Annotated in this window: 7 protein-coding genes and 1 pseudogene; 2 read left to right on the top strand and 6 right to left on the bottom strand. The window is 73.0% G+C overall.

Annotated features, from left to right (window positions below; all coding sequences use genetic code 11):
• Positions 1 to 96 precede the first annotated feature (96 nt).
• From ABZX85_RS22635 to ABZX85_RS22650, 4 genes are all read right to left on the bottom strand, one after another.
• Entirely contained in the window at positions 97 to 2901 is a 2805-nt protein-coding gene (locus ABZX85_RS22635; protein ID WP_355871355.1) for an NHLP bacteriocin export ABC transporter permease/ATPase subunit, read from the bottom strand.
• A complete protein-coding gene (locus tag ABZX85_RS22640) occupies positions 2898 to 5048 on the bottom strand; it encodes an NHLP family bacteriocin export ABC transporter peptidase/permease/ATPase subunit (protein WP_355871459.1) in 2151 nt (716 codons plus the stop codon). The genes ABZX85_RS22635 and ABZX85_RS22640 overlap by 4 nt, the downstream gene beginning before the upstream one ends.
• A 5-nt stretch (positions 5049 to 5053) precedes the next feature.
• On the bottom strand, positions 5054 to 5860 hold the full coding sequence (locus ABZX85_RS22645) for an HlyD family efflux transporter periplasmic adaptor subunit (RefSeq protein ID WP_355871357.1): 807 nt from the start codon (positions 5858 to 5860) through the stop codon (positions 5054 to 5056).
• A gap of 100 nt (positions 5861 to 5960) precedes the next feature.
• Entirely contained in the window at positions 5961 to 6167 is a 207-nt protein-coding gene (locus ABZX85_RS22650) for a type A2 lantipeptide (RefSeq protein ID WP_355871359.1), read from the bottom strand.
• A gap of 718 nt (positions 6168 to 6885) precedes the next feature.
• Here ABZX85_RS22650 and ABZX85_RS22655 point away from each other — a divergent pair.
• Positions 6886 to 8355, top strand: coding sequence for a S1 family peptidase (locus ABZX85_RS22655; RefSeq protein WP_355871362.1), 1470 nt, complete (start codon positions 6886 to 6888; stop codon positions 8353 to 8355).
• Positions 8356 to 8460: 105 nt separating this feature from the next.
• On the opposite strand, the gene ABZX85_RS22660 is transcribed toward ABZX85_RS22655, so the two are convergent.
• Entirely contained in the window at positions 8461 to 10545 is a 2085-nt protein-coding gene (locus ABZX85_RS22660) for a SpoIIE family protein phosphatase (RefSeq protein ID WP_355871461.1), read from the bottom strand.
• 256 nt (positions 10546 to 10801) lie between these two features.
• On the opposite strand from ABZX85_RS22660, the gene ABZX85_RS22665 reads away from it, so the two are divergent.
• Positions 10802 to 11410, top strand: a complete 609-nt coding sequence (locus tag ABZX85_RS22665; protein WP_355871364.1) for a response regulator transcription factor — start codon at positions 10802 to 10804, stop codon at positions 11408 to 11410.
• Here ABZX85_RS22665 and ABZX85_RS22670 read toward each other — a convergent pair.
• Positions 11294 to 13013: pseudogene (locus ABZX85_RS22670) on the bottom strand (ABC transporter ATP-binding protein); the annotation flags it as partial. The gene ABZX85_RS22665 and the pseudogene ABZX85_RS22670 sit on opposite strands and share 117 nt — an antisense overlap.
• Between the last annotated feature and the right edge of the window lie 719 nt (positions 13014 to 13732).

Here is a 13732-nt window from a genome sequence, read left to right on the forward strand (position 1 = left end):
GACGGCGCGGCCGGGACAGGGGCGGGGGCGCGAGCCGGCGTCCACCACGGCAATCGCGTCCGCTGTGCCGACCACCTCCCCTACGCCGACTGCCCCCTACGCCATCTGCCGTCGCACCAGCTCGTGCAGCCGCCCCCCGACATCCGCCAGCAGCTCCGCCGGTGCCCCCTGCTGGGCGATCTTGCCGTTCTCCATGACCACGACCCGGTCCGCGTCCATGACGGTCGAGAGGCGGTGGGCGATGACGACGCGGGTCGCGTTGAGTTTGCGGGTGGACTCGATGACGATGCGCTGCGTCTCGTTGTCGAGGGCGCTGGTGGCCTCGTCGAAGAAGAGGATGCGGGGCCGGCGGATCAGGGCCTGGGCGATCATGAGGCGTTGACGCTGGCCCCCGGAGATCGCGCCGGCGCCGGAGACGATGGTGTGCAGCCCCATCGGCATCCGCTTGATGTCCTCCGCGAGCCCGGCGAGTTCGGCGGCGGCCATCGCCTCCTCCGGCGTGTAGGACTCGGTGCCGCAGATGACGTCGAGGAGGGACCCGTTGAACGGCTGGGCGTGCTGGAGGACCACCCCGCACTGCCGCCGGACGGCCGACTGGTCCAGCGCCGAGAGGTCCTGCCCGTCGTAGAGGACACTCCCCGACACGGGCCGGTCGAAGCCGATCAGCAGCCGCAGCAGAGTGGACTTCCCGCAGCCGCTCGGCCCCACGACCGCGACGAACTCACCGGGCCGCACCTCGAAGGACACGTCGTCGAGGACGAGCGGCCCGTCGTCGGCGTACCGGAACGACAGCCGGCGCGCCTCGATCGCCCCGCTGAGCGGACCGGGCCGCGTCGCCGCCCCCCGCACCTCGGGCGTCGCCTCCAGCACCGGCCGGATCTCCTCGAACAGCGGCAGCGCGGCCACCGCCGACACGAACGCCCCGGTCAGCGACGTCACCGAGGTCAGCAGCATCGTCACCGACGTGTTGAACGTGAGGAACGCGGACGCCGACATGGTGCCGCGCGCCGGACCGGCCAGCAGCATGAACATCAGCAGCGAGCACAGCGGCAGATACACCGAACTCAGCACGGCGTTGAGGTTCTTGATCCGCCCGAGCCGGTGCTGGAGCTCCCGGCTGCGCGCGAACTCGGACGCCCAGGCGGCGTACGCGTAGTTCTCGGCGGCGGCCACCCGCAGCTTCGGCAGCCCCCGCAGCGTCTGGAACGCCTGGTTGTTCAGCTTGTTGGAGAGGACGACGAGCCGCCGCTGCCACCGCACCTGCCACAGCCCGAGCCCGAGGAACACCGCGCCGATGACGACGAGCATCCCGATCGCGGCCATCGCCATCGGCACGCTGTACCAAAGGAGCAGCCCCAGGTTCATCGCGCCGACCGTCAGGGACTGCGCGACCGAGGGGCCGATGCCCGCCATCAGCCGCCGGATCGCGCTGATCCCCATCGCCGCGCTGGCCAGCTCACCGGTGGAGCGGGCCGCGAAGAACGTCGTCGGCAGCCGCAGCAGCCGGTCCCACACGGCGGGTTGGAGCGTCGACTCGATCCGCCCCTCCAGCCGCAGGATCGTCAGGTTCTGGAGCAGGATGAACGCGGCGGCGACGACACTGCTGAGCATGACCGCCAGACACACCTGAACGATCAGCCCCTCCTGTGCGCGCGGCACGAACTCCCCGAGCACCTTCCCGGTCGCGATCGGCACCAGCGCCCCGATCGCCACGGTCACCAGCCCGCTCAGCACCAGCGTCCCGAGGTCGCCCCGCGTGCCGCGCATGCTGAACCGCAGGAGACCGAGCGGGCCCATCGGCCGGTCCGGGAGCGGCCGGTAGAACATCACCGCGCGCGGCTCGAACTCGCTCGCGTTCGCCTTCTCGACCGGCGTCTCCCGCCCGGTCCCGGGATGGACGGCGACGTACCCGCCCCGCCGCCACAGCAGCGCGACCGGCGCCCCCGACAGGGCCCGGTGGCCGACGAGCGGGCCGACGTCGTCCCGCCACCAGCGCCCGTCGAGCCGTACGGCCCGCACCCGGACGCGGGAGGCGAGCGCGACCTGTTCGACCGGGTCGAGCCGGCCGCCCACGGCACCCATCCGGGCGGGCTCGGTCAGCGTGATCCCGGCGGCCTGGGCGACGAGCTTGCACGCGGCGAACGTGGCGTCCGCGTCGGCGGACGTAGTCCGGCGGGCCGAGGGTTTCCCGATGGCGGCCAGCAGGGTCCGGTCGGCCTGGACGCGGACCGCCTCACCGGCCTTGATCCCGGCGGCGGCCCGGGTCTCGTGGGTGCGTTCGAGCTGCTCGATCCAGCGGTCGAGGCTGGTGAGCAGGCGGTACTGCTGGTCGACCATGCTCTGCCAGACGGCCGGGTCCATCAGCAGGTCGGCGGCGGCCTCCTGGCCGTACAGGGCGCCGTACTGGATGGTGCCGGGCGGGACCCGCATCCAGAAGACGTCCTCGTCCAGGACCTCCGCCGCGCCCATGGGGGCCTGGAAGAGGATGGAGAGGCTGCGGCCGACGCCCAGGGAGAGGGCGTACTCCAAAGGACTCGTGGACAGGACAGGGTTGCCGTATTCGTCATATGACCACATCTCCGGCGGCGACTGAACCGGCTGGTACAGCTCCCGCAGCCCGATCCGGTGCACCACGCAGTCCCGCACCGGCCGCGCCACCAGCGTGTGCTGCGCCCCCGCCACCGGACCCAGCAGCAGCGATCCGGTCTCCAGACGGCCGAGGTGGTGCCAGTGGCCCTCCTGGCCGGCGTCCACCGCGAACAGGTCGAGCGCCCCCGACGCGACGAGCCACAGCACCTGCGGCCCCTCCAGGTCCAGCCGCGCCGACCCCGCGCAGTCCAGCCGGGTGCCCAGCTGCCCGAGCGCCCCCAGGACCAGATCGCCCTCCTCCACCGCCGTCACCGCTCCCTCACCAGCGCCGCGTACGCGCCACCGCGCGCCACCAGCTCCTCGTGCCGTCCGCGCTCCACGATCGTGCCGTGCTGGAGGACGACGATCTCGTCGCTGTCGCGGACCGTGCTGAGCCGGTGCGCGATCACCACACAGGCGCAGCCGCGCCGCCGCAGGTTGTCCATCACGGTCAGCTCGGTCTCCGCGTCGAGCGCGCTGGTCACCTCGTCGAGGATCAGGACGCTCGGCCGGCGCACCAACGCCCGCGCGATCTCCAGGCGTTGGCGCTGGCCGCCGGAGAAGTTCCGGCCGTCCTGCTCGACCTTGCTCTGGATGCCGCCCGGCCGCCGCATCACCACGTCGTACAGGGCCGCGTCCCGCAGCGCCTCCGTCACGGCGTCGTCCGTGATCGACGGGTCCCACAGCGCCACGTTGTCGCGGATCGACCCCTCGAAGAGGAACACCTCCTGGTCGACGAAGGACACCGACGCGGCGAGCGCGCCGCGCGGGATGTCGTCCAGGCGCTGTCCGTCGATGCGGATCACGCCCTCCCAGGGGGCGTAGAGGCCCGACAGGAGGCGGGAGACCGTGGACTTGCCGCTGCCGGAGCCGCCGACCAGGGCGACCTGCTGACCGGGGCCGACGGTGAGGTCGAAACCGGACAGCAGGGGTTTGTCGAGGGGGCTGTAGCCGAAGGTGATGTCCTGGAGCTCGACATGGCCGCGCAGCCGGCGGGTCGAGTCGGCGCCGCCGGGACGGTCGTACAGCGGGTCGGTGCGGAAGTTCTCCACGTCCTTCAGCCGGGCGACGTCGGCCGCGAAGTCCTGGATGCGGCCCGCGACGCCGTTCAGGCGGGTCAGCGGGGCCGTGAAGCGGGCGACCAGGGCCTGGAAGGCGACCAGCAGGCCCACCGAGATGTGTCCCTCGATCGCGCGCATGCCGCCGATCCACAGGATGAGCGCGCTGTTGAGGGTCGCGAGCGTCGGCGCGACCACGCCCAGCCAGGCGCTCGGCACCCCGAGCCGCTGCTGCTCCTCCAGCGTCGTCGCGTGCTGGCCGGCCCACTTGCGGAAGTAGCCGTCCTCACCGCCGGTCGCCTTCATCGTCTCGATCAACTGGAGCCCGGTGTATGCGGTGTTGGTCAACCGGGCGTTGTCCGCGCGGAGTTTGGCCGTCCGGGTCGCCCGCAGCCGGATCACGACCCGCATGGCGACGATGTTGAGGAGCGCCACGCCCACGCCCACGAAGGTGAGTTGGGGGTCGTACGTGTAGAGGAGGACGGCGTACAGGACGACGACCACCGCGTCCACGCCCGCCGAGGCCAGGTCGCGGGCCAGGGTCTCGGCGACCGCGTCGTTCGACTGGAGCCGCTGCACCAGGTCGGCGGGGCTGCGCTGGGAGAAGAACGTCACCGGCAGCCGCAGGAGGTGGCGCAGGAAGCGGGCGCTGGAGAGGGTCGAGGAGATGATCCTGCCGTGGTGGAGGTTGGCCTGCTGGAGCCAGGTCAGCGCGACCGTCAGCAGCACGCAGGCCGCCATCGACGTGAACAGGACGCCCAGCAGGGAGGTCTGGCCGCCGATGAGGAACATGTCGATGTACTGGCGGCTCAGCGCCGGGACCGCCGCGCCGACCAGGACCAGGAGGAGGCTCGCGAGGACGGCCGCCGGGAGCGTCCCCGCCGTACCGCGCAGCCGGGCCGGCATCGCGCCGAGCACGCCCGCCCTGCGCCCGCCCTTCGCGAAGTCCTCGCCCGGCTCCAGGACCAGGACGACACCGGTGAAGCTGCCGTCGAAGTCCTCCATCGGCACGAACCGCCGCCCCTTGGCGGGGTCGTTGACGAAGACGCCGCGTCGGCCGAAGCGCCGGCCCATGCCGTCGTAGACGACGTAGTGGTTGAACTCCCAGAACAGGATCGCCGGGGTCTGCACCCCTTCGAGGGCCGCCAGGTCCATCTGCATGCCCTTGGCGGTGAACCCGTAACTGCGGGCCGCCTTCAGGAGGTTGCTCGCCCGTGAGCCGTCCCGCGAGACACCGCACGCGATGCGCAGCTCCTCCAGCGGGACGTGCCGGCCGTGGTGCGCGAGGACCATCGACAAGGAGGCGGCTCCGCACTCGACGGCCTCCATCTGGAGCACGGTCGGCGTACGGACCGTCTTCACGGCGCTCACGGCAGCAGCCAGTCGACGGGCCGCTGATCGGCCAGCTTGATCGAACCACTGGCCAGCGTCATCGAGTCGAGCCCGTACGGCGGCCCCTCGGCGGACGACCAGCGGTAACCGCTCTTCGTCGTCGACGACGTGTCGAGCCGCACCAGCACCGCCACCGGCCGCCCCTCGCTCGTGAACTGCTCGCCGAGCTGCGTGTCGCCGAGGAACGCGGCGATCTGCTGCGCCGACTGGGCCGCGCGGTCCACGGACTTCACATGGCCGCGCAGCACGCCGTACCGCTGGGTGGGGACCGTCTGGACGGTGAGGTCGACGGCGGCGTTCGCGGGGATCGTGGCCGCGTTCTCGGCGGGGACGTAGACGGTCGCGTAGAGCGGTTCGTCCGCGTCGGTGACCTTCTCGACGGCCGCGACGTTCGCGCCGGTCGCGATGATCTGGCCGATCGTCGCGGCGAGCGCGGTGACCCGGCCGGCGGCGACCGTACGGACCACGGCCTCGCCCTGGGCGGTGCGCACCTTCAGCAACGGGGCGTCCGCGGGGAGCCGTTGACCCTCCCGCGCGAGGACGGCGGTGACCTGTCCGGCCGCCGGGCTCTGGAGGATGTAGCTGCCCTCGCCGTGGGTGAGGACGGCCGGCGCGCTGACCGTGGAGGCGACGGAACCGGTGACCGCCCACACGGACCCGGCGGCGATCGCGACGACCGTCACCGCCAGCACCAGCCAGCCCTGCGGACGCGCGAAACGCACCGGAAGGTCGAGATCCTCCGGCGACTGGAGCTTGCTCAGGGCCTGCCTGCGGAACTGCATACGACCTTCAGTGGCTGTCGGAGGACGTGGCTGTCGGAGGACGGCGAAAAGCCCCGGAGCCGGGTCACGGCTCCGGAGCTCAGCTGCGCTGGGGCGACGATCAGAGACCGGCGACCAGGTTCGTGACCGGGGCCACGCTCAGACCGGTGACACCCTCGACCGTGCCGAGCGCGGTGTTGAGGACGCCGGAGACCGGGACGACGCCGTCGACCAGGTCGGTGACGGTGCCCAGGGCGTTGAGGGTCAGGCCGCCGGAGACGTTGTCGAGGTCGGCGTCGGAGATCTGGGCGGTCTGGATGGAGTCCATGGTGGAACTTCCCTTCCTGATGGAGGTGCTTGAGGGGGTGACCCCCGTGGGCCGGGGGAGCAGGTCCCCTCGGGGGGACGACTGGATCAAAGCAGTCCGGCACTCCGGCTTCCAATCAATCACCTGTCACCCGAGGGCAGTTGACGGCCGATGCGTGGGGAACCGTGCAGGGGCTTCCACAGCGCGCCGCCGAGTTCTTCACACGAAGCCACTTGATCGCTCGGATGAGCGAGGTGCGCTGTCGAGGCGAATCCGGCACTCCTCCGCCAAACGTTGCGGCGCCCTTGCCGAGTTGTGCAGGAGGCGCGACCGAGGTGACCCGGATGGGCAATCGATGTGCAGATTCCTGGGAGCGGGGATTCGGGCATCGATTGTCGACGGAAAGCCACCGGACGATCACTCACGGGTCGCGTGAACGGGATTCCCGCCAGGGTGGGCGATTTTGAGCCAACCGCCGTGCGTGGCGCGGACGTACAGGAGGGCGTCCTTCCTCTTCCGGTGGGCGAGTTGCCCGGACAGGTCCTGTCGGTTTCCGTGCCGGTCAGCGGCATATGGGGGGTTGGCCGATTACCCGCTGCTCCCCGGCCGCCCGTAAAGAAACCGGAAACAGGTTTGAACACCCCCTCGGGGACCCGCGTACTCATGGCCAACCAGGCGCCGCTGTACGGAGCTGCCGACGAGGCAGCACAGACCCCGTCCCCTCAGGAGGTCGAAGAACTTGAGTCACAAGCGAATCCCTAAGCGCAAGGCAGCGATAGCCGTGGGTGGTGTGGCCGCGCTCGGAGCGGCGGCGCTCCTGCTGCCCAACGCGAACGCTTCGCAGGACGGTGACACGAACGCCTCCTCCATCACCCCGAAGACGCTGAAGTCCTCCGGTGACGTCTCGGACCTCGCCGCTCAGCTGTCGAACCTGCTCGGCGACGCGTTCGCCGGCTCGTACTACGACTCCGACGCCCGCCAGCTGGTCGTCAACGTCGTGAACGTCTCCGGCGACAAGAACAACGTCGTCATCCAGGCGCAGAAGGCCGGCGCGAAGGTCCGCGAGGTCGCCAACAGCGCGGCCAAGCTGGAGTCCGCCGCGCAGACCCTCAAGGCGCAGGCCACCATCACCGGCACGTCGTGGGCCGTCGACCCCAGAACGAACAAGGTTCTCGTCACCGCCGACTCCACGGTCACCGGCGCCAAGTGGGACAAGCTCGAATCGACCGTGAACGCGCTCGGCTCGAACGTCGCGACCGTGAAGAAGTCGGCCGGCACCTTCAAGACCTTCCTCTCCGGCGGTGACGCCATCTTCGGTGGCGGCGCCCGCTGTTCGGCCGGCTTCAACGTCACCGCGAGCGACGGCTCGCCCGCCTTCCTCACGGCCGGGCACTGCGGTGTCGCCGAGGAGCAGTGGTCCGACTCCGCGAACGGCCAGCCGATCGCCACCGTCGACCAGGCCGTCTTCCCCGGCGCGGGCGACTTCGCGCTCGTCAAGTACGACGACGCCACCACGCAGGCGCCGAGCGACGTCAACATCGGCGGCGGCCAGAACGTCCAGATCCTCCAGGCCGCCGACGCGACCGTGGGCACCCAGGTGTTCCGGATGGGCTCGACGACCGGCCTCAACGACGGACAGGTCGTCGGCCTCGACGCCACCGTCAACTACCCCGAGGGCACCGTCACCGGCCTCATCCAGACCAGTGTCTGCGCCGAGCCCGGCGACAGCGGCGGCTCCCTCTTCACGCAGGACGGCAGCGCGATCGGCCTCACCTCCGGCGGCAGCGGCGACTGCACCGTCGGCGGCGAGACCTTCTTCCAGCCCGTGACGACCGCCCTCCAGGCGACCGGCGCCACCCTCGGCAACGGCCAGGCGGGCGCGGGCAACGGCGCGGGCCAGGGCGCGGGCAACGGCGCGGACGACCAGGCCGGGAACGGCGCCGGTCAGGAGGCCGGCAACGGCCAGGACGCGGGCAACGGTCAGGACGCGGGCAACGGCGTCGGTGACAACGGCGCCGCGGACAACCAGAACGGCGTGGGCGACCAGGCCGGCAACGGCAACGGCCAGGAAGCCGGGAACGGCGCCGCCGACAACAGCGGCCTCGAAGGCGGCGACGGCGTGAGCGACAACCAGAACAACAACCAGAACAACCAGAACCAGGGCAGCGGCCAGAAGCAGAACCAGAACAGCGGCCAGAACAACAACTGACCCACCGGCCGCTCCACCACCGCTCGACCGCATGACCCGAAGTCCGGCCCTCTCCCCCCTGGAGGGCCGGACTTCCCCCGTCCCCGCCCCCTCCCGTCCCCGCCCCTACACCTCGTCCACCCGCAGCAACAGCAACGCCACGTCGTCCAACCGGTCCTCCGCCGCCGCATACCTCCCCACCAGCGTGTCCGCCACCTCCTCCAGCCCCCGCCCGCCATGCTCCGCGAGCCGCCCCGCGACCGCCGCCACCCCCTCCTCGATGTCCACCCCGGGCGTCTCCACCAGCCCGTCCGTGTACAGCGCCAGCACCGAACCCGGCGCGAGCACCACCTCCGTCGTCGGATACGACGCCCCCGCGTCGATCCCCAGCAGCGGCCCCCCGGCGAGATCCAGCACCCGCACCCGCCCGTCCGGCCGGCGCAGCAACGGCGGCGGATGCCCCGCCCGCGCCATCACGGCCCGCCCCCGCGCCGGATCGAGCCGCAGATACAGACAGCTCGCGAACAGCTCCGACCCCAGCTCCAGCAGCAGCCGGTTCGTCCCCCGCATCACCTCGCCCGGTTCCTGCCCGACCGCCGTGTACGCCCGCACCGCCGTCCTGAGCTGCCCCATCAGCCCCGCCGCCGTCACGTTGTGCCCCTGCACATCGCCGATCACCGCCGCCGCGCGCGGCTTCGACGGCACCAGGTCGTAGAAGTCGCCGCCGATCTCCATGCCCCGCGTCGCCGGCAGATAGCGGGCGGTCGCCCGCAGACCGGGCAGCTCCGGCAGCGAGTGCGGCAGGAGGGCGGCCTGGAGGCCGTGCGCGAGCCGGTTCTTCGCGTCGTACAGCAGCGCCCGGTCCAGGGCCTGCGCGATCAGGCCCGCGAGGCTCGTGAGGACGGCGCGCTCGTGGGTGGAGAACTCGTGCGGCTCCGCGTACGCGAGGACACAGGCGCCGACCGGGCGGCCCGAGGCGATCAGCGGGAGATACGCCCAGGCCGCGAAGCCGTCCGGGGTGGAGTCGCGCTCCGGATAGAGGTGTTCGAGCCGGCGCCGGGAATCGAAGAACGCGGGCAGCCCGGTCGCCAGGGCGTGCGTGCCCGGCGTCCGGTCGGTCAGCGGGACGCCGTCCCAGCGGTCCACCGTCACCGGGTCCGGATACCCGTACTGCCCCAGCACGTGCAGCCGCCCCGCCTGCGACCCCAGCAGCGCCAGCGCCTGGCTCCCCACGGCCGGCGCGATCTCCCGCGCGACCAGCCGGACGACGTCCTCGACGCTCACCGTCTCGGTCAGCGCCCCCGACAGGCTCAGCGCCTGCGACAGCGTGACCAGCTGCGGCCGGTCCGAGGTGTCCCGGTCCGGCGGCGACTCGGCCACCGCCCGCGCCCGCCCGATCCGCACGCTCAGCCCGTCCGTCCCCGGGTACAGCCGGAACGACAGCCACTCCGAGGGCGGCTTGAGCGCCACGAACGACGTCGGGATCTGGCCGATCAGCGCGGCCCGGTACCGCTCCTCGTACCCGGGGTCGTCCAGCCACGGCACCGACGCCCACAGCCGGGTCCCCGTCAGCCGGGCCACCGGCACCCCGAGCAGCCGCGCGGCGGCGGTGTTCGCGAAGTCGACCCGGCCGTGCAGATCCAGCGAGCACAGCCCGTACGGCAGCCGCGCCACCAGCCGCGCCGCCTCCGGGGCGGTGCCCGTCCGCACCCCGAGGACGTCCCGCTCGGTGCCCGTCGCGTTCACCGTGTCCGCCCGCTCCAGCCGCGTCGCGAGCCGCCGGCAGCCCCCGGTGAGCTGCCGCCGCTCCTCCTCGGACAGCTCGGCGGGGTGCCCGCCCGGCCAGGTCACGAAGACCGCGCCGTACACCGTCGACGGCGTCGCGACCGGCAGCGCGGCCAGGGCGAACGGGTACGGCAGGACGACCGCGATCCGCGGGAAGCGGCGGGCCATCTCCTCCTCGCCCCCGACCCACACCAGCCGCCGGTCCCGCACCGCCTCCGCGACCGGCAGCGGCGCGCTCAGCCCGACCCGCTCCCAGGGCGCCGCGAAGGCGCGCGGCAGCCCGGCCATGACCGCCATCTCCAGGACGGGCTCCTCCTCCGAGAGCAGATACACGGCTCCCGAGTGGGCGCCCACGGCGTCCATCATCGAGGTCAGCCCCTGTGACAGCGGCGGCCCCGCGGCCGGCGTCCCGTACACCGCGACCACCTCCTCGCCCGGCCCTGCGGTCGGGAACAAATCTCCCCCGAACCGGCGCCGCGCGCACGGCGAGCGGACGCCCGTACCCGATCGAAGGGTTCATAGACGGCCGAATCGGAGCACGGCGCGGGGTCCGGGCGCCGCACGTGCGCCCCCGCGCATCGCCGTGGCCGGTTCTTCGCGTTCGGAAAACGACCACGGCGCCAAGAATGGGGCAGGCATCTCATAGGACGAGCCGACGGGCGGGCGAGCCGAAAGGACGTAAGTGATCCGGGTACTTCTGGTGCACGACGAGGGACTGGTGCGGACGGTGCTGGCGAGATGGCTCGCGCGGGAGAACGACCTGCGCGTCCACGACACGCCGTGGCACGGCGCGTACACGCGGATGCGGAGCGTACGGCCCGTCGTCTGCGTGGCGGATCTCGACTGCACGGACAGCTACGGCATCCCCCCGCTGGGCGAGCTGTGCGCCCCGGGCGGCGACCGGGCCGCCCCCCGCCTGCTGGTGCTGGCCCGCGCGAACCGGCCGGGCCTGCTGAAACGGGCCCTCGAAGCGGGGGCGATCGGCTACGTCGACAAGGCGGGACCGCCCGAGCAGTTACTCGACGGAATCCGGACCGTCGCCCAGGGGGAACGTTTCATCAACGACTCCCTCGGGTTCGGATTCCTCAAGGCCGCCCAGATGCCGCTGACCCGGCGCGAACTGAGCGTGCTCACGCTCGCGGCCGAGGGCGTCTCCATGGCGGAGATAGCGGGGCGACTGCACCTGTCCCATGGAACCGTCCGCAACTACATGGCGGCGATCACCCGCAAGACCGGGGCGCGCAACAGGATCGACGCGATACGGATATCGCAGGGGCAGGGGTGGCTGTAGACCCGGGAGCGGCGCCGAGGCCGGACTACGGCGCCGACCAGCGGCCCACCAGGTCCCGGTAGAGAGTCGAACTCTCCAGCAACTGCGCGTGCGTGCCGTACGAGGTGTGCGCGCCGTCCATGACCAGGACGCGGTCGGCGCGGCGGGCCGAGGCGATGCGGTGGGCGACGACGACCAGCGTGCCGCCCGGCCGCGCCGCGAACGCCCGCTCCGCCCGTTCCTCGGCCGCCGGGTCCAGATGCGAGGTCGCCTCGTCCAGGAGCGCCAGGGGGGCGGGGGAGAGGTAGGCGCGGGTGAGCGCGATCAGCTGGCGCTCACCCGCGGAGAGCTTCGCGGGCTCCACGCGCGCGTGCATGCCGCCCAGCCGCGCCACCAGCCCCGCCGCGCCGACCGCCTCGGCGCCGGCCCACAGCTCCGCCTCCGGCACGGGCTCCTCGCGCAGATGCCCGAGGTTCTCGGCGAGCGTCCCCGTGAACACGTACGCCTCCTGCGGGATCAGCACCCGCTCGCTCCGCGCCTCGGGCGCCGCCCGCCCCCCGATCCGCACCTCGCCCCCGACGGGCGTGAGCAGGTCCGCGACCAGGGCGGCGAGGGTCGACTTCCCGATGCCGCTGGGGCCTACGACGGTGAGGTGGGCGCCCGGGGGGAGGGTGAGGGTGAGGCGGTCGAGGACGGGGGTGGAGGCGGGGCCGTAGGCGAAGGTGAGGTCGGTGAGGGTGAGGGCGGGGCGGGCCGGGGCGGGTGCTTCGGGGGAGGGCGTGCGCGCTGCCTCGGCCTCCGGGTCCGTGCCCGTCATCAGGCGGCGCAGGACGACCGTCAGGCGGGAGCCGCTCGTGCCGAGGCCGTGGACGAGGGCGTTGAGGGCGGGGAGGAGGGACTGCGTGACGTAGGCGAAGGCGCCGACGAGGGCGCCGGGGGTGACGTCGTGGGCCAGGAGCCAGGGGGCGGTGGCCAGGAGGAGGACGACGGGGAGCTGGCCGCCGATCGCCAGGGCCAGGACCCGGGTGACGCTCCAGCGGGCCAGCGCGCGGGCCGCCCGGAACTCCGCGTCGATCAGCCGGCCGGTCTCCGCGCCGGTCTCCTCCTCCGCGCCGGCCGCCGTGACGTCCCGGAGGCCCGGACAGACGGTCCCGAGGTGGGCGGCGAGCGCCTCGTCCGCCGTGAGGTACGCCTCCTGACGGCGGGCCAGAGGGCGGAGGGTGAGGGCGAAGAGGGTGACGCCCGCCGCGAGGGGCGGTACGACGACGGCCAGGAGGACCGGGGCGAGCGAGAAGAGGCCGACGAGGGCGCCGGCCGAGGTGAACACGAAGGAGCGGGAGACGAGGACGAGGCCGGCGGACGTGTCCCTGGCGATCTCGACCTGCTGCGTCAGCCCGGACAGGGCGCCCTGCTCGGCGTCCCGCACCCCCCGCGTGACGACCCCCCTGACCAGCCGGTCCCGCAACGGCTCCACCAGATCGGCGACCCCGCCGTACACCCGCCCCGTCCCGAACGCCCCGACCACCACCCCGGCCCCGGCCAGCCCCAGCCACCCCATCCCCACCCCGACCCGCCCCGCGAGAAACCCCTCGTCCAACGCCCGCGCGAGCGCGTACCCCAGCAGAAAGGTCTGGCCCGCTTCGAGGAGGGACCAGAGGGTGAGTCGGAGGAGGACGGCTCGGTGGGAGAGGAGGTAACGGAGGCCGCGGGGGAGGAGGTTGGGGGTGGGCGGGGGAGAGGGGAGGGGGTGCCGGGGAGCGACGGGCGGGAGGCCGGGTTCCGCCGGTGGGTGGGCGGACCGCGAGACACCTGGGCCGTTGCTCGGGCCGGAGGGAGTGGGGGGCGGGGAGCAGGGTTCCGCCTGTGGGTGGGTGGCTGGGGGACCTTCGCCGGCGCTCGTGCCGGGCCCGTGTGCCGGGCGGCCGAGTGCGCCGCCCGTATCGACCTCACGCTCCGCGTCCGTCCCCTCGCCGCTCACCCGCGCCCCTTCCTGTCCCCGCCCGACTCGACGGATGCCGTCCGCTCCTGACCGCCCGCATCGCCGCGCCCCGGCCGGACCCCCTCGACCCCCGGCCCCCGGGCCACCGTTCCCGCCGGCCCGGCCCTGCCGTCCACCACACCCGGTCCGCCACGACCTCGCGCGTTCCTCCCGGTGCGTACCGCTTCGGCGCGGACCCCGTCGCCGGCCTCCGCATGCGTGCGCGCATCGCCCGAGAAGCCACCCCCCGCACCCGCCCCCCGGTCGCCCCGAGTTCTCGCATCGCCCCCCACCCCGTCGGCAGCCCCTCCGCCCGAACCGGCGTGCCTCCTCGCCCCCTCACCACTGGGCGCGCTCCCCTCGGC

The sequence above is a fragment of the Streptomyces sp. NPDC004539 genome (genome assembly GCF_040610055.1).
Classification (GTDB): domain Bacteria; phylum Actinomycetota; class Actinomycetes; order Streptomycetales; family Streptomycetaceae; genus Streptomyces.

What these genes read in the sequence shown, in the direction of transcription:
- ABZX85_RS22650 (WP_355871359.1), bottom strand. Translation starts at nt 6,167, where the DNA reads ATGGACTCCATCCAGACCGCCCAGATCTCCGACGCCGACCTCGACAAC.
- ABZX85_RS22645 (WP_355871357.1), bottom strand. Translation starts at nt 5,860, where the DNA reads ATGCAGTTCCGCAGGCAGGCCCTGAGCAAGCTCCAGTCGCCGGAGGAT.